The sequence below is a fragment of the Oleidesulfovibrio vietnamensis genome (assembly GCF_055388115.1).
In genome coordinates this window covers 1,243,142-1,265,736 of the sequence record NZ_AP042419.1, presented here as the reverse complement: position 1 = coordinate 1,265,736, position 22,595 = coordinate 1,243,142, and the positions used below count along the sequence as shown (strand labels likewise).

16 protein-coding genes and 1 pseudogene are annotated in these 22,595 nt (G+C 58.0%); 11 read left to right on the top strand and 6 right to left on the bottom strand.

All coding sequences use genetic code 11. The features are described from left to right. The first annotated feature begins 273 nt into the window (after positions 1-273). Positions 274-1,668: a sigma-54 interaction domain-containing protein gene (locus ACZ5D1_RS05495; RefSeq protein WP_011367270.1), complete on the top strand. Its 1,395-nt coding sequence runs from the start codon at positions 274-276 to the stop codon at positions 1,666-1,668. Between the two features lie 367 nt (positions 1,669-2,035). Here ACZ5D1_RS05495 and ACZ5D1_RS05490 read toward each other — a convergent pair whose 3' ends face one another. The 5 genes from ACZ5D1_RS05490 to ACZ5D1_RS05470 form a co-directional block, all read right to left on the bottom strand. Then, complete coding sequence (locus tag ACZ5D1_RS05490) at positions 2,036-3,625, bottom strand: N-acyl-D-amino-acid deacylase family protein (RefSeq protein WP_011367269.1); 1,590 nt, start codon at positions 3,623-3,625, stop codon at positions 2,036-2,038. Between the two features lie 197 nt (positions 3,626-3,822). Then, positions 3,823-5,247 carry a sodium:solute symporter family protein gene (locus ACZ5D1_RS05485; protein WP_464556174.1) on the bottom strand — a complete coding sequence of 475 codons (1,425 nt, stop codon included), beginning with the start codon at positions 5,245-5,247 and terminating at the stop codon, positions 3,823-3,825. 17 nt (positions 5,248-5,264) lie between these two features. Continuing rightward, entirely contained in the window at positions 5,265-6,449 is a 1,185-nt protein-coding gene (locus ACZ5D1_RS05480; protein WP_011367267.1) for a YgeY family selenium metabolism-linked hydrolase, read from the bottom strand. 12 nt (positions 6,450-6,461) lie between these two features. Next, positions 6,462-7,682, bottom strand: a complete 1,221-nt coding sequence (gene dpaL, locus ACZ5D1_RS05475) for a diaminopropionate ammonia-lyase (RefSeq protein WP_011367266.1) — start codon at positions 7,680-7,682, stop codon at positions 6,462-6,464. A gap of 11 nt (positions 7,683-7,693) precedes the next feature. Further along, positions 7,694-8,068, bottom strand: a complete 375-nt coding sequence (locus ACZ5D1_RS05470; RefSeq protein ID WP_011367265.1) for a RidA family protein — start codon at positions 8,066-8,068, stop codon at positions 7,694-7,696. 297 nt (positions 8,069-8,365) lie between these two features. Here ACZ5D1_RS05470 and ACZ5D1_RS05465 point away from each other — a divergent pair, with 297 nt between their 5' ends. Beyond that, positions 8,366-10,114: a sigma-54 interaction domain-containing protein gene (locus tag ACZ5D1_RS05465; RefSeq protein WP_464556171.1), complete on the top strand. Its 1,749-nt coding sequence runs from the start codon at positions 8,366-8,368 to the stop codon at positions 10,112-10,114. Between the two features lie 90 nt (positions 10,115-10,204). Here the strand turns inward: ACZ5D1_RS05465 and ACZ5D1_RS05460 are convergent, their stop codons facing one another. Then, positions 10,205-10,774, bottom strand: a complete 570-nt coding sequence (locus ACZ5D1_RS05460; protein WP_464556533.1) for a DsbA family oxidoreductase — start codon at positions 10,772-10,774, stop codon at positions 10,205-10,207. Between the two features lie 395 nt (positions 10,775-11,169). Between ACZ5D1_RS05460 and ACZ5D1_RS05455 the strand changes: the two genes are divergently transcribed. From ACZ5D1_RS05455 to ACZ5D1_RS05415, 9 genes and pseudogenes are all read left to right on the top strand, one after another. Then, positions 11,170-13,083 (top strand): ATP-binding protein, encoded by a 1,914-nt coding sequence (locus ACZ5D1_RS05455; RefSeq protein ID WP_011367262.1) that lies wholly within the window; start codon positions 11,170-11,172, stop codon positions 13,081-13,083. Beyond that, on the top strand, positions 13,064-14,485 hold the full coding sequence (locus tag ACZ5D1_RS05450) for a sigma-54-dependent transcriptional regulator (RefSeq protein ID WP_464556169.1): 1,422 nt from the start codon (positions 13,064-13,066) through the stop codon (positions 14,483-14,485). Before ACZ5D1_RS05455 ends, ACZ5D1_RS05450 begins: the two co-directional genes overlap by 20 nt. A gap of 524 nt (positions 14,486-15,009) precedes the next feature. After that, on the top strand, positions 15,010-15,666 hold the full coding sequence (locus ACZ5D1_RS05445) for a fumarate reductase cytochrome b subunit (protein ID WP_011367260.1): 657 nt from the start codon (positions 15,010-15,012) through the stop codon (positions 15,664-15,666). 28 nt (positions 15,667-15,694) lie between these two features. After that, on the top strand, positions 15,695-17,587 hold the full coding sequence (locus tag ACZ5D1_RS05440) for a fumarate reductase flavoprotein subunit (protein WP_464556167.1): 1,893 nt from the start codon (positions 15,695-15,697) through the stop codon (positions 17,585-17,587). Between the two features lie 12 nt (positions 17,588-17,599). Then, positions 17,600-18,388: a fumarate reductase iron-sulfur subunit gene (locus ACZ5D1_RS05435; RefSeq protein ID WP_011367258.1), complete on the top strand. Its 789-nt coding sequence runs from the start codon at positions 17,600-17,602 to the stop codon at positions 18,386-18,388. Beyond that, positions 18,375-19,214, top strand: coding sequence for a fumarate hydratase (locus ACZ5D1_RS05430; protein WP_027182018.1), 840 nt, complete (start codon positions 18,375-18,377; stop codon positions 19,212-19,214). Before ACZ5D1_RS05435 ends, ACZ5D1_RS05430 begins: the two co-directional genes overlap by 14 nt. Continuing rightward, positions 19,214-19,758: pseudogene (locus tag ACZ5D1_RS05425) on the top strand (Fe-S-containing hydro-lyase). Before ACZ5D1_RS05430 ends, ACZ5D1_RS05425 begins: the two are co-directional and overlap by 1 nt. A gap of 20 nt (positions 19,759-19,778) precedes the next feature. Next, complete coding sequence (locus ACZ5D1_RS05420) at positions 19,779-21,095, top strand: malic enzyme-like NAD(P)-binding protein (RefSeq protein WP_464556164.1); 1,317 nt, start codon at positions 19,779-19,781, stop codon at positions 21,093-21,095. 136 nt (positions 21,096-21,231) lie between these two features. Beyond that, positions 21,232-22,578, top strand: a complete 1,347-nt coding sequence (locus ACZ5D1_RS05415) for an SLC13 family permease (protein WP_011367254.1) — start codon at positions 21,232-21,234, stop codon at positions 22,576-22,578. Positions 22,579-22,595 lie beyond the last annotated feature (17 nt).

Below are 22,595 nucleotides of genomic sequence, written 5' to 3'. Positions count from 1 at the left end.
GCATGTCGTTTGACACGCAAAAAATGTCATGAAGCCGCTCAGATAACAGCGGCTTCATTTTTATGATGCATTCCGGAGACAACCATTTTACTATCACGCAACAACACGTCGCAGAACACTTCTCCTGCGATATACTTTCCGGAAGCATCACGGTGCATACGCATTCTTAGATATGCACAAAATAATAAACACAGCATACAGTGCATCACATCAGCTTCATGCTTGGCATGGTAAAGCTGAAAGCGTGCTGCGCTGCATTTTGCCGGCCATACAATGCGTAAAGTAATACAACATATAGAAAGCATATTTGATGTATTAAGTGACGGGATATACATTACAGACAAATCCGGAAAGACCCTGTTCGTCAACAAACGGTACGAACAGCTTACCGGCCTGCAGATGAAAGACATCAAGGGACTGAATGTCAGCACCCTGCTGGAAGAAGGTGTCTTTGACATCATTCTGAACCCCGAAATAGTCCGCACACGCCGCCCGGCCACATCCGTGCAGAATGTCCGGCAGAGCAAAAAGGTCATCCTGCGCGGCTATCCTGTGTTTGACGATGAAGGTGAAGTCTGTCTTGTGGTCACATTCGCACGCGACATCACCATGATAACCCAGTTCCGCGACCAGATAGCCCAGCAGCGCGAGCTGATAGACTCGTTCAACGAGCGCATGGAACACATGGCGCAGGAGCAGACCCGCCACCCGCGCCCCGTATTTGAAAGTCATGCCATGAAACGGGTTCTGGAACTGCTGCAGCGCGTGGCTTCCACCGATGCCACCATGCTTATTCTGGGTGAAACAGGGGTGGGCAAAGATGTGATTGCCCGTCTTGCCCATGAATACAGTCCCCGCGACGGCAAGCTGTTCATGAAGGTGGACTGCGGCAGCATAGCTGAAAATCTTATAGAATCTGAATTGTTCGGCTATGTTCCGGGTGCGTTTTCCGGAGCAAGCAGCAAAGGGAAACCGGGTTACTTTGAAATAGCCGACGGCGGTACGGTTTTTCTGGACGAAATAGGCGAGCTGCCACTGCCCATGCAGGCAAAGCTGTTGCGCGTGCTGCAGGACAGAGAGGTCATGCGCGTGGGCGCCACGCAGCCCAAAGAGGTCAATGTGCGCATCATCGCCGCCACCAACCGCAATCTGGCAAAAGAGGTGGAAGAAGGGCGGTTCCGCAGCGATCTTTTTTACCGCCTGAATGTGGCCGTGCTGCGGCTGCCGCCGCTGCGCGAACGCAGCGACGACATTCTTCCGCTGGCAGACACGTTTCTTGACCGGTTCAATGCCAAATACCACCGCACCATGACCATGACCAGAGCCACTCGCCACGCTCTGGGCAACTACGGCTGGCCGGGCAATGTGCGTGAGATGCAGAATCTCATCCAGAGCCTTGTGGTCACATGCGACGGGCGCTCTATCCGCCCCGAGCATCTGCCGCCGCATATCACCCGCGCAGGCAAAAGCACTCCCTACACGCCCCCCGCCCCCGAAGACGAGCGTCCGCTGAAGGAAATCATGGCCGACATCGAACGGGAAATTCTGCAGGAAGCCCTCAAACGTCACGGCTCGGTATGCAAGGTGGCATCCATGTACAAAATAAGCAGGACCACCCTGTTCAGAAAATTACGTGACGTACAGGACGGCACGCACGAAGACGCCTGACGCCGCATGGCCCGCACACGCCGGAGGTTTCCGCAGTGCCGCCTTTCTGCCCGGGGCCGGATTCCGCGGCCGCCATGAACACATAAACCGCCCGCGGCAACTGTATGCCCCGGGCGGTCTGCACTTGTGCATCCGCAAAAAAAAGCGTGTGCCCCGGACATTGCATCCGCGACACACGCAAGGAGCCCCGGCGCAGTCTGCTGAAAGCCGCGGCCCGCCCACCCAGCCAGAATGGCCGGCCGCACAGCCGCTGCGTCTTCGGAGGAAAAACAATCATCGCCGGTGCGCCGCACCGGAAAAAGACAGATGCACCGCCCTGCCCGGCCAATGGCCGGACGGGCCTGTGCGGGCGGTGCATCTGTTTCTGTTACAGACGGATCACCTTTCCGGGCGCCTCGTCCGTATTGGCGGCATTGCGCACCACATACCGGCCGTTGACCAGTACATGATGGATGCCGTCGGGGAACTGGCAGGGGTCGGTAAAGGTTCCGTTGTCCTGCACAGTCTGCGGGTCAAACACCACAATATCGGCATAATTTCCGGCTTTCAGTTCACCTCGTCCGGCAAGTCCGAACACAGAGGCGGGGCGGCCTGTCATTTTACGCACGGCTTCTTCAAGCGTCAGGGCGCCGCGTTCGCGCACATAGCGGCCAAGCACCCGCGGAAAAGCACCATATACGCGGGGATGCGGCTTGCCGCCCAGCAGACCGTCAGTGCATACGTTCATCTCGGGACGGCGCATAAAGCCTTCCACATGTTCTTCCAGACCGTAAAAATCGACCATGCCCACGGCATTCTCTTCCTGCAGCAGCAGATCAAATGTGGCCTCGAAAGGATCCTTGCCGCGCAGTTCACCCAGTTCCACAAGGTTCTTGCCTATGCAGTCGCCGTTGGCGGCGGTTTTCACGTCGGTCACATATATGCCGTCCAGTCCGGCAAACTCCACAAAGTTATCCCAGCCGGCGATGCCGCTGCGGATATCACGCACCATGCGCCTGCGGGCTTCGGGGTCGGCCAGCCTCTGCAACAGCAGGTCGGTCCCGCCGTCATGCACCCACGGCGGCAGAATCACGCCCAGCATGGTGGAACCGGCAATGTAGGGGTACTGATCAAAAGAGACACGGATGCCTTCGGCACTGCATCTGTCCAGCAGCGCGAGCACTTTTTCATACTTGTCGGCATTGTTTTTGCCGCAGATCTTAAAGTGCGAAAAATGCACCTTCACGCCCGATTCGCGCCCCATGGTGATGACTTCTTCCATGGATTCCAGAATGGTATCGGCCTCGCTGCGCTGGTGGATAACCAGAGGTCTGTCGAATTCCGCAGCCGCTTTGCACAGGGCCACCATCTCGCGCGTGTCGCTGTAGGCGCAGGGCATGTAAATAAGTCCGGTGGAAAAACCCATACCGCCGGCTTCCAGTTCACGGCGCAGGATGTCCTGCATGCGGCGCAGGTCGTCGTCCGTGGCTTTTACATTGGAAAGCCCCAGCGCCTCCATACGCACGTTGCCGTGCGGGATCAGATACCCTTCGTTGGGTGCGCTGCCGTTCTGCTCCAGCAGCTTCAGGTAGCCGTCGGTGGTGGCATACGACCAGTCCAGCTCTTCCACATCGCCGTCCAGACCGGCAAGATTTTTACGCCACGGGCTTTCATACTCTGCAGGCATGGGCGCGGCGGAAATACCGTCCTGACCCAGAATTTCTGTTGTGATACCCTGCCTTGTCTTGGCGGGCACATGTTTTTCTCTGAAAATCAGCAGGTCGGAATGGCTGTGGGTGTCGATGAAGCCGGGGCAGACGACACAACCCTGAGCGTCGAGCACTTCATCGAAATCGCCCTGAGGATTGCTGTCCGGCAGCACCGCGACGATCCTCTCTCCTTCGGTCACTACAGAACCGCTGAAACCGGCGGCTCCTGTCCCGTCGATGATGGTGGCGTTGCTGATAAGTCTTTTCATGGTCTTTTCCCCCTGCCTGTCACGGGCAGTTGCTTTCCGGTGAAATTTCCGGCGCAGGAAGCGCTGTTGCGGAATCCTGCGCCGCGGGCGGGCCGTTTTTTTTCCGGGTGCAGCGGAAAAGCAGCGTCCGGCCCGCGCAGTAAGACGCTGCAGGACGGGCGCGCCTTCACCCGCGCCCGTCCCGTCAAATAACCTTGCTACTCTTCGCCGCTCGCCTTGCGGTGTTCTTCGGTGATGGCCAGCGGGGCAGGCGCAACACCCATGGCGATTTCAATCTTGGAAATCGCAAAGAAGCTCACGGTACTGACCAGCGCGCCGAACACGATGGCCATGATGCCGTAGGGTTCACCGGCCTGCTGCCATCCGATGGCAGCCACGGACCCCAGAATGATGGAGTACAGTCCGGCGTTTACGGTGGCTTTTTCATAAATCAGCCCGAAGACGAACGCTGCGAAAGGACCGGCGGCACGCATGGTGAATGCCAGAATGAGCAGCGATATGATGGAGTAATTACCCAGCGCGATGCCCACGGCGCACATGCCCACGAACAGGATGGTGCCCTTGCTCCATGTCATGAGCTGCTTGTCTGTGGCATCGGGGCGGATATACTTCTGAAAGACGTCTTTGGTGAACAGTGTGGACACGGCCAGCATGTTGCCGGAGGCGCTGGACATGGTTGCCGCCACCACCGATGCCAGAACCACGCCTGCGATGATGGTCGGGGCGAAATGCTGCGCGGCCGTGGGCAGCGCACTGTTGGGTTCGATACCGGGGAAGTGGGCCAGTGCCACCAGACCTATGACTGCCGGAATGAAGCCGTACAGGGCCATCAGGCAGGAGCACATGAAGGAGCCCATCTTGGCCACTTTGGCGTTACGTGCGGCAAAATACCGCTGAACCGCTTCCTGACCTGTGGAAAAGGTCATGAAGTACATAAGGATAAGTCCGAATATAGTCTTCCAGCCCACGTTGGTCAGGCTCATCTGCGAAGGAGGCAGCGTGGCCACAAGATGGTCCCACCCGCCGGAGTTGTGCAGAATGATGGGCATGGCCACAGCCATACCTACGGTGATGAAGAATATATGCACGATATCGGTAAAGGCCACCGACATGAGCCCGCCCATGAGCGTGTAGGCCGTGACCACGCAGCCGGAAAGGATGATGACCATGGTCAGGTCGGCGCCGGTTACCACATGGATGACCGACGAGGTGGCAATGACCTGCGCAGCCGTGGCAAAGAAAAGGGCGCTGATGGAAAGAAAAGTGGTTATGATATGCGATGTGCGGCCGTAACGCCGTGCCAGAATTTCAGGAACCGTGGTGGCCATGGAGCGGCGCAGATACGGGGCGACGAACGACACCAGAAAGATGCCGATACCGGCGCTGACAACGTACCATCCTGCGGAAAAACCCCATTCGCCATAGGCCTTGGCCGCAACGCCCAGGGTACTGCCGCCGCCGATTTCGGCGGCGGCGAGAGTCCCTGCCATCATAGCCGGACCAAGCTGCCGGCCTGCCAGAAGAAAATCTTCAGATTGACGGATTTTGCGTTTGGCGACCCACAGGCCGATTCCGATCATGCACGCCATATAGGCCAGAATAACATAGAATGTGCTCGTCATGGCAGGTGACTCCTCTTCTAGGCCTGCAGCAGGGCTCGGCTGATGGCCATGTAGCCGGCAACAGCCTTGTAGAGTTGATCAAGCTCGATGTACTCATCATCGGTGTGTGCCAGAGTTTCGAGCGAGGGACCGAAGCCGAAGGTTCTGATACCTGCCTCGCCGGCATAGTGACTGCCGTTGGTGCAGAAGGCATAGTGGTCTATCTGCGGGTCAAGACCGGCTGCACGCAGACCGCCCAGAACCTGCCGGACAAACTCTTCGGACTCTTCGTAACGCCATGCGGGGAAAAACCGCTCGGCGCGGATGGTTTCGCCGGTGTGGCAGGGGGCCTGATCTTCAGCCAGCCCCACAGTTGCCTTGAAAGCGGAATCTTCGGCCTGCAACCGGGCAATGATGTCGCGGATGGGCTGCAGAATGGACTCTTTGGTTTCTCCCACCAGCAGGCGCCGGTCGTAGGTCACGCGGCAGCCGGAAGGCACCACCGAGGCGCCGGGGTACGGAGACGACTTGATGTCGGTAAGGGCGTTGGTACCTTTGCCCAGCACTTCCTGTTCGGGCGGGGTCAGCGCTTCCACGCAGGCCACCAGCTTCATCATTTTGTGCACGGCGTTTATGCCTTCATCGGGCGACGCGGAGTGCGCGGGTTTGCCCTCTGTCTGCAATACAATTTCAGCCCGGCCGCGCTGGGCTATTTTCAGATTCAGCTGCGATGCTTCGCCGATGACCACATAATCGGGCTTGACGGCACTGCTGATTTCGCGTGCGGCCACCCCTTCAAAGCATTCTTCGTGCACCACGCCGGCCACATAAATCTCACCGGCGAAATCACGGTTTTCCGGCTTTGCCATTTCAGCTGCCGCCACGGCCATGGCTGCCACGGCGCCTTTCATATCCGATGTGCCGCGGCCGTACATGCGGCCGTTTTCGATCTGGGCGCCGAAAGGATCTCTGGTCCAGCGTGCGGCATCCACAGGCACAGTGTCTATATGGCCGTCAAACAGAATTCTGGGGCCGGGGCGGTTGCCTTTCACACAACCGATGATGCTGCCGTAACGGTCGACAGTCACCGAATCAAACCCGCTCGACTCCATGAAGGCCTTGAGTTCGGAAACGACACCGGCTTCCTCGCCCGAGACGCTGGGCTGCCGGATAACGGCAGCGCACAGGTCCACAACGCTTTTCTTCACTTGTTCATTCAACACGGTGATACCTTTTTATCCTTCAATTTCAGGGTAGGCGCCCTGCCAGACAATCTTGCGGTACATCACAGGGTCGGTGTCGCCTTCGGTGCTGATGACCAGCACGCGCGAGTCGCCGTCCAGTTCCAGAGCCTCGCGCACGGGAGCCATGTCGGGCATACGCATGAGGCATTCAACTATGCCGGTGGTCACTGCGCCGGATTCTCCGGAAATGACACGGGCATCTCCGGGCCGCGGGCTGGCAAGAATACGCATGCCGTTGGCGGCCACCCAATCGGGGCATGATATGTAGCCGTCGCTGTAGTCGCGCAGAATGCTCCAGCCCACCGTGTTCGGCTCGCCGCAGGCCAGACCGGCCATCACCGTAGGCATGTCGCCGGTGACAAAGTGCGGATTGCCGTCAGCAGCGGCGGCAGAACGGAAAATGCAGTCAGCCAGTTCCGGTTCCACCACTGCGGTTACAGGGCGGCGCTCGCCGTAGCGCTGAGCCAGCAGGCCCTGTACGCCACCGGCAAAGGACCCCACTCCCGCCTGCAGAAACACATGCGTGGGGGCTTCGCCTTCCTGCCGTTCAAACTCTTCCAGAGCTTCAAGCGCCAGCGTGGTGTATCCCTGCATGATCCAGCCGGGAATTTCCTCGTAGCCTTCCCACGCGGTATCCTGCACCATAACCCAGCCTTTTTCCTGCGAATCTTTCCATGCAAGACGCACAGCGTCATCGTAGTTCAGGTCGGTTATGCTGGCCTGTGCTCCTTCTGCGCGGATATTCTCAAGCCGCGTTACGGCGGAGCCTTTGGGCATATAGATAACGGATTTCTGTCCCATACGGTTGGCAGCCCATGCCACACCGCGGCCGTGGTTTCCGTCCGTGGCCGAAACAAACGTCACTTCACCCAGCGCTTCACGCACTTCCGCAGAGCACAGACGTTCCATGCTCATCTCGGCAATGGGCACGCCCAGACGCCGGCAGATGTGCTTGGCTATGGCATAGCCCCCGCCAAGCACCTTGAAGGCGTTCAGGCCAAAACGTTTGGATTCATCCTTAAGGTAGAAAGACGATACGCCCAGTTCTGCGGCCAATCCTTTCAAACCGACAAGAGGAGTGGGTTCATACCCTTCAAAGGTCTTAAAGAAACCGCGGACGACTTCCGCCTCTGCGCAGGACAGAAAGCTCACGTCCACCTTGTCTGTCTGCTGTCTGGCCTTCTGGTTGGCAATAAAACGGATGTTACTCATGAAACTGCGACCTACACTTCGGCAATGAGTTCGATTTCCACAAGCGCATCCTTGGGCAGGGCGGCTACCTGCACGCAGCTGCGGGCGGGAAATGCGGTGGAGAAAAACTCCGCGTAGACGGCGTTCATCTGGGCAAACTGCGAAAGATCTTTCATAAACACGCCGGTGCGGCACACCTTGTCCAGCGAAGAACCGGCAGCTTCCAGAATGGCCTTGGCGTTGGTCAGGCTCTGTCTGGTCTGAGCTTCAATACCGTCCACCAGTTCGCCTGTGGCGGGGTCAACGGGCAGCTGGCCTGAAATATACAGGGTGTCACCTTTGAGCACGGCCTGTGAATACGGACCGATAGCTGCGGGGGCGGCATCGGTGTGTACAATCTTTTTCATGAAATCCTCCTAAAAATGTCAGTAGGTATGCCGCCCTTAAGGCAAAGAGGATGCCAAAATGAATACCTGACATTAATTTTATGTCATATCATGTAGTTACAAAAAAGAGACAGGCACGTCGCCACTGCCCGGCTTCATTGATACTTCTCATATTGAAAAAATTTTCTCGATGTGATAATTTCTCTATAACACATTGCAACATGCTGCAATACAGACATTTTTTTACAACAAACATAGCTTTTTCAATACAGACGCCATCTGCAAACAGAAAAGCTATTATCATATCGAGAACAGAGAATGCTCGACAGCATCGCACCGGCCATAAACCGGATTGCACAGGTCATATCCATTGTCATCGGGCTGGACGTGGAGGTGGTGAACGCCGAATTTGTCCGCATTGCCGGTACGGGGCGCTATGCCGAGGGCGTGGGTACCAGCATCATAGAGGCAGGACAGGTCTACCGGACGGCACGCCGCACCGGCCGCCCCGTGTATGTGGAAAAACCCCGCTTTCATCCCATCTGTGACGGCTGCAAAAAAAAAGACACCTGCGAAGAAAAGCTCACGCTCTGCGCCCCCATCAAGATTGACGGCAAGGTGGAAGGCATCATCGGCATTATCTGCTTCAATGAAGAAGACCGGGCGCGCATACTGAAAACCCGTGATTCATTTCTCGACTTCGTGGACATGATGTCCAACATTGTCATCAGCGCCGCACGGGACCAGCAGCGCATAACCATGATGTCCAACACCGTGGACATGCTGCAGAGTGTGGTGGATGCCTATTCCGACGGGGTGTTTGTTTTTGGCCGCGACGGACAGCTGACCTATGTGAACGAACATGCCAAACGCACCATACGCCTGCCCGACCCGCCCCTGCCGGCCAACCTGACTCTGACTGCCACCGGCAACACGGTGGAAGACGCCGACGAATACGAACTGAGCTACAACGGCAAGGAACTGATGGTCATGGGCCGCACCGTGGAACTGGCCGCGCAGGACCCGCGGTTTGCACGTCTGGTCATTTTTGAACATCAGCGCGATTTCACCAGGCGCATGTCGCGGTTCACATCACAGTCCCATTCGGACGGGCTGGGGGCCATACTGGGCAACTCGCCCGCCGTGGTGCGGCTGAAAGAACGCGTGCGCAGCATCGCCACATCATCTTCCACCGTGCTCATAGAAGGTGAAAGCGGTACCGGCAAGGAACTGTTTGCCCGTGCCATTCACAAGGAAAGCAACAGACACGACCAGCCGTTCATTGCCATCAACTGCGGGGCCATTCCTGATTCACTGCTGGAAAGCGAACTTTTCGGCTATATAAGCGGAGCCTTTACCGGTGCGCGGTCTTCCGGACGCATCGGCAAATTCGAGCTGGCCAACGGCGGGGTGCTGTTTCTGGATGAAATAAGCTCCATGCCCCTGTATCTGCAGGTCAAGCTGCTGCGTGTACTGCAGGAACGCACCATCACACGGCTGGGGTCCAACAAGCTTATCAACATAGATATCCGTGTCATTGCCGCCACCAACGACAACCTCAGCGAACTTATCGCCCACAACTCGTTCCGCAGTGACCTGTACTACCGACTCAAGGTCATTCCTTTTGAAATCCCCCCGCTGCGCGAACGGCTGGAAGATGTGGACATGCTGACCGAACATTTCTTCCGCAAGTACGGAGAACGGTTCGGCAAAAATCTGCGCCACATAGACCCGCAGTGCATGGACATGCTTAAAAGCTACCCCTGGCCGGGCAACATCCGTGAATTTGAAAACGCCATTGAATTCATAGTCAACATGATGCCTGAAAACGGCGTGGTGACACCTGCCGTTCTTCCCCCTTTTCTGCATGCCGCGCTGCGCGGTGAAAAAAAAGAACAGCTGGATCGGCAGGACGATATCATCCCCCTGAGCGAGCTTGAACGTCAGGCCATACAGCGGGCGCTGGACCGCTTCGGTTCCACCACCGGCGGCAAAAAACTTGCAGCCGAGCGGCTGGGCATAGGGCTGGCCACACTATACCGCAAAATCCAGCTGTACGGGCTGTAGCACGCCTGCCGGATACAGGCCGCACCAGACGCGGCACAGCCTTGTGCACGCCACGCGGCTGCGGCCTGCGGCAGGACAAACCGGAACAGGTTACAGCGCCGGGGGCGGCGTACCTCCGGCCGCCCGCACAACGGCGTCGCGCAGCACTGCAAACGGCTGCGCCCCCACAATTTTACCATATCCTTCAATGAAAAAAGTCGGAGCGGCACGCACTCCCTGCCCGCGTGCCTGCCGCGCATATTCCTGCAGTACCGGTTCATATCTGCCATCCTGCACAGCCCGCATAAATTCCGCCTTGTCCAGTCCGGCAGCTGCGGCCGCACTGCCCAGCACCGCCATGTCGCCTATGTCTGCCCCGTCGGTGAAATACGCTCGGAAAACGGCCTCGTCATAGATATCTGCCCTGCCCTGCCGCGCAGCGTGTATTCTGCCCAGCAGGGCATGACGCGAGTTGCTCAAAAGCCGCTGTCCGCCGAACCTCTTGCCCAGCGGCGCCCCGCGCCGGTCCATGTCTGCCATAAAAGCCGCGGGATCAAGATCGGGAAAGTATTCCGCCAGTTCCACCCCCCGCAGCGGCGTTTCGGGATGCACTTCATATGGCAGCCACTCGGAGCTGACATTCAGTTCCGCCTGCAGTTTTTCGACAAGCCCCTTGCCGATATAGCAGAACGGTCAAATATAATCTGAAAAAATTCTGATATTTACAGGATTCATAAAGTTTCTCCGCAGTGTTTCAGGCTCCAATTTTCATGCACTGTTCTGTTGTACGGGCATGCCGTTGCCCATGCCGCCGGACGTCCGGCCATACGCGGGACACATCATGCCCCGCCTCTCAGGCCGGAGCAAGTACCCGGAAAAGTACAGGCCACATCTGCACGCAGTATGACACAAACTCTCGACAGGCTTGCACCTTTATCCTGAAGTGTGTACGGATAAATCATCGGAAAAGCGCTGCGGTTGCGTCTGCCTGCTGATCAGACGGCGCTGCTGCCCCCTGTTCCGCAGTGCTTGCTCCCGGGGTTGCCTGCCGGTGGTACCGGCGGGAGGAGGTCGTATTGCGCGCCAATGCCAGCATTGCAGGCCGTATCGGTCTTTTGCTGCTCTTTCTTATTGTCTTCGCCTCTGCCATCGGACTCACATACACCTACTACATCAAGCTTGTGCAGTCCGATTCGCTGGCAGAGGTAAAATCGGCCACGGTGCACGGCTACGAACGAACTCTGCGCTACTCGGTGCAAAGCATGGCCGCGGCATTGTCAGACGCCATGACCAAAGCCCGTGAACGGGGCGATAATCCGGTTGATGTGCTGCGGCGCACCATCAATGCCGTGCGCTACGACAACGACGGTTATTACTTTGTCTACGACCTCAACGGCATCAACATCGTCCATCCTCTTGACCCCGCTTTTCAAGGCACCGACCGCCTGAACCACCACGACAAAGACGGCGTGCCCTACATCAGCATTCTGGCATCACTGGTCCGCAGCGGCGGCGGTTATGTTTCGTACAGCTTTCACAAGCCCGGCGAAACCACGCCGCTGCCCAAACTGGCCTACGCCGAGATTATTCCCGGTACCGACTTCTGGCTGGCCACAGGCATCTACACCGACAACATCCAGAACGAACAGGAAAAGCTGGCCGCGCGTCTTGACGGGCATATCAACAAGGCCCTGATGATCGTGGGCGTGGGGGTTTTCATCACCCTTGTCTTTTTTGTACTGCCCACCAGCCTGTATATGGTCAGCGGCATTCTTAAACCGTGGCGCCAGATGGAACGCGAACTGCGTCATGCACAAAAAATGGAGGCCATCGGCATTTTTGCTGGCGGCATAGCGCATGATTTCAATAATATTCTCGGCGCCATATCGTCATGCAGCGAACTGGCACTGGAAGATACGCCGGAAGACAGCCCCGTGCGCGAAGACCTGTACCATGTGCTCAAGGCGGCACGGCGCGGTAAAAATCTTGTCAAACGCATCAAGACGTTCAGCCAGCGCACCGAACTGACCAAAACCACGGTGCAGGTACGATACACCGTACAGGAATGCATCCAGCTGCTGCAGACATTCATTCCCGCCACAGTGGAGGTCCGCCTGCGCATCAATGCGCCCACCGCGCAGGTAAAAGCCGACCCGGACCAGCTGCTGCAGGTGCTCATGAACCTGTGCACCAACGCCGAGCAGGCCATGCGCGGCATGAAAGGCCTGCTGGAAATCACACTGGACATGGAAACTCTGGACACCGGACACGCCGCCCCGCTGGAACTGCCCGCGGGACGTTATGTGGTCATATCCGTACGCGACACGGGTACAGGCATGAAGCCGGTGGTCATGAAACACGTGTTTGAACCTTTCTACACCACACGCAAAAAAAGCGGCGGAACGGGGCTGGGACTTTCCATCACCCAAAACATCGTCCGGCTGCACGGCGGGCGCATAACGGTGGACAGCGCGCCCAGCAGGGGCTCAACCTTCCGCGTGTACCTGCCCTGCAGCGGCATGGCCGAAGAAGTACAGGAAAAACAGATACGTTCCGCACTGCAGCGCGGCAATGAATCGTTGCTGATAGTGGATGACGACGATGACCTGGCCTATTCCGTGGGAAAACTGTTCACGCGGCTGGGATACAAAGTCACCAGCGTCACACGCAGCAAAGAGGCACTGGAACTTTTCAGACGAAAGCCCCATGCCTTTGATCTGGTACTTACCGACCAGATGATGCCCAACCTCACAGGCGTGGAACTGACACGCGAGCTGCTGAGCATCCGGCCGGACCTGCCCGTCATCATGTACACCGGCTTTGAAGGCACTGGGAACCTGTCGCGCTATCCCAAAGACTGGCGCAAGGTCGGGGTGGCCGCCTTTTTCTACAAACCGTTTGATACCGCGGCTCTGAGCGCGGAAATACGCACCCAGCTGGACAAGCATAAAAAGCACAGGAGCACCGCACATGCGCGTTCTGATCATTGACGACGACGAACATATGCGCCACGCGCTGGGACGCACAGTCAGACGTCTGGGATGTGAACCGGTCATGGCCGGCATGGGCGGCGAAGGCCTGCAACATGCGGAAAAAGGCGATATCGATGCCGTGTTTCTGGATGTGCGGCTGCCGGACGGCAACGGGCTTTCCTTTCTGCCCCGGCTGGCGGAAGCCCCCTCACGCCCGGAGGTCATAATCATCACCGGCGCCGGAGACCCTGACGGTGCAGAACTGGCCATTACCAACGGCGCGTGGGACTACATAGAAAAGACAGCTTCCATTCAGGATATCACGCTTACCCTCAGACGTGCGCTGGATTTCCGCCGCAAACGCATGGAATCGCGCAAGGACTGCCCCGTACGCGCCCTGCGCCGCAAAGGCATAGTGGGTGACAGCCCCGCCCTGATGCGCTGTCTTGATCTGGTTGCACAGTCGGCCCAGACCTGCGCCAACGTCCTCATCTGCGGCGAAACAGGTACCGGCAAGGAACTGTTCGCCCGCGCCATACACGAAAACAGCATGCGCTCCGACGGCCCCTTTGTGGTGGTGGACTGCGCCGGTCTGCCGGAAAATCTGGTGGAAAGTATTCTTTTCGGCCACAGCAAAGGATCATTCACCGGTGCAGAAAAAGACCGCACAGGACTGGTGCAGCGTGCCCACGGCGGAACGCTCTTTCTGGACGAGGTAGGCGAACTGCCACTGCTCATGCAGAAAAGCTTCCTGCGGGTTCTGCAGGAGCGCACCGTCCGCCCGCTGGGGTCGGCAGAGGAAGTGCCCTGCGACTTCCGGCTGGTGGCGGCGACAAACCGCGATCTGGAAGCCATGGTGCAGGCGGGAGAATTCCGCAATGATCTTCTGTTCCGCCTGCGTTCCATACTTATCGATCTGCCGCCGCTGCGCGATCGCAAAGATGATATCCCCGCCATCAGCAACAATTATCTGGACAGGGAATGCGCAAGGGCCGGCATGGACCGCAAGGGGTGCTACGCTGATTTTTTTGATGTGCTCACGCACTACAGCTGGCCGGGCAACGTGCGCGAACTGCTGCATGCGCTTGACCACGCACTGGTTGCAGCCATTACCGAACCGTACCTTTTTGCATGGCATCTGCCGCCCGCACTGCGTGCCAAAGTAGCCCGGGCCCGTGTGGCTGCCGGTCCCGGCACCACGCCGCCGCAAGCATCGCCCCCCATGGCTGAAAACGCCGGCGCCGGGCTGCCGCTGCTGCAAGATTACCGTGAAGCGGTGCTGCAGCAGGCCGAATCAGGATACCTGCGGCGCCTCATGGCAGAAAGCGGCAACTGCGTGCGCAAAGCAGTCAGCACGTCAGGTCTTTCCCAGTCGCGGCTGTATGCCCTGTTAAAAAAACACAACATAACCACCTCATGATGTACCGGCGGCCACGCGCATATGCAGCAAACCAGCGCCGCAGAAGCCTGCTGACAGCAGGCTGTGCGCCTGCGCCGCCGCCTGTTCCGCCTCCATGCCGGCCCCGCAGCAGCCGTTTTACCCGTCCGCCCCGCACATCCGTACCACCGCAGACACGACAACCCGACAAAGGGCCGTGTCTGGCATGCTCCGGCATCCGCCTGCCGGTACACTGCATTTTCCTGCTGAACAGTAACAGCCCTTCCCCTCTCTCTACTTTCCTGCCGCACAAGAAAATTATCCTGCATGACAGGAAAAACGCATTGACCACTCAAACAACCAAACATGCATGCGTCTGAAATATCACACTATACTAGATATAACAGACTGGCACGGCATATGCTTTTGTGTACTGCAGGCACACCCGCAGGGGCACCGGAAAAGCCCCGGCGGAGCGCACCGCCTGCGGTATCCGCAGTGCACGGGTGGCGGCCTGTTTCCGGCAGGCCTTTTCCCAGCAACGAACCTTTACCGAGGAGCAGCACATGAACTCCAGCACCGTAACGCTTCATGTTCCCCAGCGGAGCAAACTGGCAGGCAGGCTCGACTTCCTCCAGATGCTCTCGGGTGTCCTGTTGATTCTCTTCTTATGGGCGCACCTGCTGCTGGTCTCCAGCGTCATCCTGAGCCCCCGGCTGATGAACGCCATTGCATGGTTTTTCGAGGCAACATTCATGGCGCAGATAGGCGGGCCGGTCATTTTTGCGCTCATGCTTTTCCACTTCATTCTTGCCGGACGCAAGATGCCCTTCCGCACGACGGAGCAAAGAGCTTTTCTGCGGCATGCGGGCATGCTGCGGCACAAAGACACATGGATGTGGGTGGCACAGGTGGTTACGGCGCTGATCATTCTGGTCATGGCCAGCATCCATATGTACGAAGTGCTCACCGACCTGCCCATAACCGCCCAGAAAAGCGCGGCCCGCATCCAGCACGGCGGCTGGCTTTCTTTTTATCTCATTCTGCTGCCCATGGCTGAAATCCACGTAGGCGTGGGATTTTACCGCATAGGGGTGAAATACGGTTTTATCACCCGTGAAAACCGCAAATGGTATCAGCGCACCGAAAACGCCATGATGATCGGCTTCATTGCGGTGGGGCTGCTTACTCTTGTCCGCTTCATGTTCCTTGACCTCATTTAATTATTTCAGCCAGAGCAAGAGGTGTTCAATGCAAGTTATCTATACCGACGTCCTGTGCATAGGCGCCGGCCTTGCCGGTGAGCGGGTCGCCGTTGAAGCGGCCATGGCAGGATTCGATGTGGTCTGTCTTTCCATCGTTCCCCCCAGACGTTCGCACTCTTCCGCCGCTCAGGGCGGCATGCAGGCCGCTCTCGGCAATGCCATAATGGGTGACGGTGACTCCACCGATGTGCACTTTGCCGATACGGTCAAAGGCTCCGACTGGGGGTGTGATCAGGAAGTGGCCCGGCTTTTTGCCGACACAGCCCCCATCGTCATGCGCGAAATGGCTCACTGGGGCGTGCCGTGGAACCGCGTTGTGGCCGGCATGCATACTTATTACAAAGGCGGCAAACCCTTTGACGCCGAAGAAAAAGAAAAACACGGTCTCATCCACGCCCGCGCCTTCGGCGGCACCGCCAAATGGCGTACCTGCTACACATCCGACGGCACAGGACACTCCGTGCTGTACACGCTGGACAACATCTGCCTGCAATACGGCGTAAACATTCATGACAGAGTACAGGCCGAAGCCATCATCCACGACGGTCAGACCTGCATGGGCTGCATTGCCCGCAGTCTGCGCACCGGCGAGCTGATAGCCTACTTCGCCTCTGCCACACTTATTGCCACCGGCGGTTACGGCCGTATCTACCGCGCCACAACCAACGCCGTCATCTGCGACGGCGGCGGACAGATAGCAGCGCTGGACACCGGCATTGTTCCCATGGGCAATATGGAAGCCGTGCAGTTTCACCCCACGGGCACCGTGCCCACCGACATTCTGGTGACCGAAGGCTGCCGCGGTGACGGCGGCACCCTGCTGGACGTCAATGAATACCGGTTCATGCCCGATTACGAACCGGAAAAAGCCGAGCTGGCCTCGCGCGACGTGGTTTCGCGCCGCATGACCGAACACATGCGCAAGGGACTGGGGGTCAAAAGCCCGTACGGCGACCATCTGTGGCTCGACATCCGCCATCTGGGCGAAAAACACATCACCACCAACCTGCGCGAAGTGTACGACATCTGCACCAACTTCCTCGGTGTGAACCCCATCCATCAGCTTATTCCCGTGCGGCCCACCCAGCACTATTCCATGGGCGGCGTGCGTACAGACAAAGACGGTGCGGCCTACGGGCTTACGGGTCTGTTTGCCGCAGGCGAAGCCGCCTGCTGGGACATGCACGGCTTCAACCGGCTGGGCGGCAACTCGCTGGCAGAAACAGTTGTGGCCGGACGTCACATAGGCAAAAAAATCGTCGAATTCCTGCAGGGGCATTCCACCAGCTTCTCCACCGGCGCCATGCGCGATGCCGCAAACAAAATGAACCAGCGCATCAGCGACATCGCCGCCGGACGCAAGGGTAAAGAAAGCGCCGTAACCCTGCGCAACGAACTGCAGGACATCATGATGGAAGGAGTGGGTATTTTCCGCAACGCCAAAGACCTGCAGACCGCCGTGGATAAACTGACAGCACTGCATGAGCGTTCCATGAAAATAGGGCTGCAGTCCAACAGCGCCGGTTTTACGCCTGAAATGTCGCTGGCGCTGCGTGTGCCCGGCATGATCAAGCTGGCACTGTGCACCGCCTACGGCGCGCTGATGCGCACCGAAAGCCGCGGTGCCCACACCCGCGAAGACTTCCCCGAACGCAACGACCGTGACTGGCTGAACCGCACCCTTGCCTACTGGAAAGAAGGTGCCGCACTGCCCACGCTCGAATACGAGGAAGCCTCACCCTACTTTGAAATGCCTCCCGGCGAACGCGGCTACGGCGGCGGCAAGATAATCTATGCCGACATTCCCGAAGAAAAGCTGCGCAAACCCGGTGCCGCACCCGCCGCCAAGTCTGAAACAACGTCCAAGAAAAAGGCCTAGGAGGGAGAGTTCATGAGTCGCAAACTTCATATAGAGGTGTTCCGGTACAATCCCGCCACCCCCGATACCAAACCTTACATGCAGTCGTTCTTCATCGACGAATTCGACTCCATGACCCTGTTCATCGCGCTGAACATCATCCGCGACCAGCACGATCCTTCCCTGCAGTTTGATTTCTGCTGCCGCGCCGGTATCTGCGGCTCGTGCGGCATGGTCATCAACGGACGTCCCGCGCTGGCCTGCCATACGCAGACCCGCGACCTGCCCGATCATATCGTGCTGCATCCTCTGCCGGTATTCAAACTGGTGGGCGACCTGTCAGTTGATACCGGCGTATGGTTCCGCGATGTGGGCACCCGCATCGAATCATGGATTCACACCCGCAAAGAGTTTGACCCCTCCGCAGAAGAAACCCGCATGGAAAATGAGCTGGCCAACCAGATATTCGAGCTGGACCGCTGCATTGAATGCGGCTGCTGCGTGGCTGCCTGCGGTACTGCCAGAATGCGCGAGGACTTCATAGGGGCCACTTCCATCAACCGCATCGCCCGCTTTTACATGGACCCGCGCGACGAACGGTCCGAAGACGACTACTACGACCTTATCGGCAATGATGCCGGTGTGTTCGGCTGCATGGGACTGCTGGCCTGCGAAGATGTCTGCCCGAAAAAAATCCCGCTGCAGGATCAGCTGGGAATCATGCGCCGCATGCTGGCGCTGAACTCCGTAAAGGGCATTCTGCCCGCTTCCGTGGTGAAAAAACTGCAAAACCACAAGGGGTGCTGCCATGAAAAGCATTAAGGCCGCCGATCTGCACGCCGCCGTGCGTGACATGATTATGGACGCCAACCGTGTGCTGGGAAAAGACGTGTACAACGCCTTTCAGACCTGCATGCAGCAAGAGACTACCGACTCCGGCAAGGAGGTACTGCGTCAGCTGCTGGAAAACGCCGATCTGGCCGCGCAAAGCGGACTGGCCCTGTGTCAGGACACAGGAGTAGCTGTTTTCTTTGTCGAAATGGGAGAAGAAGTGCGCATGGAAGGCGGCGGACTGAAAGAAACCCTCAACGCCGCCATGGTGGAAGCCTATGACAAGGCCTTTCTGCGCAAATCCATGTGCCACCCGCTGACCCGCAAAAACACCGGTGACAACACTCCCGCAGTCATCCACGTGGAACTGGTGCCCGGGGATACGCTGAAAGTGCGGTACATGGCCAAAGGCGGCGGCAGTGAAAACATGTCGCGCTGTACCATGCTTACCCCCGCACAGGGCTGGCAGGGCATCAAGGACTTTGTTGTCCGGCGTATGGCCGAAGCCGGTCCCAACCCCTGCCCCCCCACCATCGTGGGTGTGGGCATAGGCGGCACGTTCGATCTGGCGCCTTCGCTTGCCAAAGGCGCGCTGTTCCGCCGCGTGGACGATGTGCATCCCGACCCGGAAATAGCTGCCATGGAAAAAGAACTGCTGGACGAAATCAATGCGCTGGGCATCGGCCCCATGGGACTGGGCGGCAAAACCACATGCCTTGCCGTTAAAATAGCCATGCATCCCTGCCACATCGCCAGCCTGCCGCTGGCCGTCAACGTGCAGTGCCATTCTTCGCGGCACAAGGAGGTTGTATTCTAATGGCCACCTATTATCTGCAGACCCCCCTGCGCGACCAGGATACCGAACAGCTTAAAGCGGGCGATGTCGTTTTTCTGAACGGCGAAATATTCACCGCCCGCGATGCCGCACACAAGCGCATGATGGAAACGCTGGAAAAGGGCGAGGCGCTGCCTTTTGAAGCTCAGGGGGCCGTCATCTACTATGTGGGGCCCACACCTGCCCCCCCGGCCGTCCCATCGGTTCGGCCGGTCCCACCACCAGCGGCCGCATGGACACATACACCCCCCGCATGCACAGCCTGGGCGTAAAGGCAAGCATAGGCAAGGGCAAGCGCAGTCAGGACGTAATCGATGCGCTTAAACGGCACAAGGCTGTTTACTTCGGCGCCACCGGCGGTGCCGGAGCCCTGCTTTCGCAATGCATCACCGCCGCAGAAGTGGTCGCATACGAAGAACTGGGGCCTGAAGCCATACGCCGGCTGACCGTCAAAGAGTTTCCGCTGCTGGTCATCAACGACTGTCACGGCGGCGAACTGTATGTAAAACCCGCTCTGGACCGCTAGCAAGCAGGAGGAGTTCTCTCATGGCTCTGTTCACCAAGGAAGAAGCGCTGCACTATCACGAAGCCCCCCGCCACGGTAAGGTGGAGGTCATTCCCGTAAAACCGTGCCGCAACCAGAAAGACCTTTCCATGGCGTATTCGCCCGGCGTTGCCGAAGCATGCAAAGCCATCAAGGAAGACCCTTCCAAGGCCGAGATATACACCGGCAGAAGCAATCTGGTGGCTGTGGTATCCGACGGCACCGCAGTGCTCGGGCTGGGCAATATCGGCCCGCTGGCCGGAAAACCGGTCATGGAAGGCAAAGGCGTTCTTTTCAAAACATTTGCAGACATTGATGTTTTTGACATCAACCTCGACGTTTCCAGTGCCGACCAGCTCATCGGCGTGGTCAAGGCGCTGGAACCCACCTTCGGCGGTATCAACCTTGAAGATATCAAGGCACCGGAATGCTTCTACATTGAAGATACGCTGAAAAAAGAAATGAACATACCGGTGTTTCACGACGACCAGCACGGCACGGCTGTCATTTCCGGCGCCGGCCTGCTCAACGCGCTGGAAATAACCAACCGCAAAGCCGAAAACATGAAGGTCGTCGTGGTGGGAGCCGGGGCTGCAGGCATCGCATGCGCCAAGTTCTACGTTTCGCTGGGCGTGGATCCCGCCAACATATACATGTTCGACTCACGCGGACTTATCCACAAGGGCCGTAACGATCTGAACGAATACAAAGCTCTTTTCGCCCAGCCGTCCGATGCGGGCACTCTGGCAGAGGTGATGAAGGGCGCAGACATGTTCCTGGGGCTTTCCACCAAAAACCTTGTCTCGCAGGACATGGTGCGCTCCATGGCCAAAGACCCCGTTCTGTTTGCCATGGCCAACCCCGACCCCGAAATCACCTATCCCGATGCCAAGCAGGCAAGCCCCAACTGCATCATGGGTACAGGGCGCTCCGACTTCCCCAATCAGGTCAACAACGTATCCGGGTTCCCCTACATCTTCCGCGGGGCGCTGGATGTGGGTGCCACCGAAATCAACGAAGAAATGAAAGTGGCGGCAGCCCGTTCGCTGGCAGCGCTGGCCAAAGAACCCGTACCTTCGGAGATATGCGACATGTACGGCGTGAAGGAACTGACCTTCGGCGTCGACTATGTCATCCCCAAGCCTCTCGATCCCAGAGTTCTTGTCTGGGAAACCCCCGCTGTTGCCAAGGCAGCCATGGACTCCGGCGTGGCCAGAAAGCCCATCGCCGACATGGAAGCCTACAAAAAGCAGCTCACCACCCGCTTCGATGAGTCGCGCAAGCGTATTGCGCGTGTTGTCGACAGCTACGGTCTTTAAGCTCCCGGTTTAGGCTGTCCGCCATATCTGCCGACATTGCGGACACTTAAACGGCCATCCCGCGCCTGCCGCGGGATGGCCCTCTCCCCTTGCGCGCTTTAAACCCCGGCGTACGCCGGATCTGCAGGAGGACACAATGATCAAACGCGTGCTGCCCGTACTCGGCCTTACGGCTCTTATTCTGGCTGTCACCGCCGGTGCCGCCTTCGCGGCCACGGCCGGCGGCCACGACCTGACCAAGGCATATCTCACTCTGGCAATTCTGGGGGTTGCCGCAGTACTTTTCTTTACCGAGGTAATTCCGCTGCCCATAACGGCCATGCTGGTTCCGGTCAGCCTGTCCATTTTTGACATTGTTCCGGCCAAAGCGGCCTTTGCCAACTTCGGGAACAGCTGGGTCGTCATATTCATGGCCATGTTCATTGTTGGTGAATCCACGTTCATAACCGGATTTGCCGATAAGGTCGGCAAAATGACCGTACGGCTTTCCAAAGGCAGCGAAGTGCGCCTGCTCATTTTCTCCATGGTTTCCGTGGGAGTGCTTTCCGCCTTTCTCAGCAACACGGGAACCACCGTCGTGGCCATACCCATGATCATGGGCATGTGCGCAAGCGCGGGTATACGCCCCGGCAAAATACTTATGCCTGTGGCCTTTGCCGCCAGTCTGGGCGGCACCATGACGCTGGTGGGCACACCGCCCAACGGACTCATTAACTCCGTACTGGAAAAAATGGGCCCCGCCGGCATCCACCCCTTCGGCTTTTTCGAATTCGCCAAGTTCGGCATCATCCTGTTCATCGCCGGCATTGCCTACTATGCGCTTATCGGACACAAACTGCTGCCCGATTCCGACGCCAGCTGCCACATGGACGATGAAGAGATAGAGCGCCCCAAACGGCCCGAAAAAATGATCTGGTCGCTGCTTATCTTTGCCTTTGTGGTGGTGGCCATGGCCACCAAGTTTCTGCCGCTGGTCACTGCAGCCGTGCTGGGTGCCTGTCTGGTGGTCATAACCGGCTGCATGACCATGCGCGAAGCCTTCCGCAGTGTGGACTGGGTGACCATATTCCTTTTCGCGGGCATGCTTTCCATGAGTACCGCCATGGACAAATCAGGCGCTGCGGCACTTATAGCCGAAAGCGTTGTGCAGCATGTGAGCAACCCTTACGGCATCATGTTCGTCACGTGTCTGCTTACCGTCTGCATAACAAACTTCATGTCCAACACCGCTACTGCAGCCCTCATGGCTCCGCTGGCCATTCCCATAGCCATGCAGAGCGGCATCAGCCCCCTGCCGCTGGCCATGGGCATAGCCATGTCGGCTTCGGCATGCTTTCTCACCCCCGTGGCAACACCGCCCAACACCATCGTACTGGGGCCGGGCAAATATTCGTTTCTCGACTATGTAAAGGCAGGATGGCCGCTGCAGATTATCAGCCTGCTTCTCAGCGTGGCCATCATCCCTCTTATCTGGCCTTTCTAACAGACTGAAGACAGGGC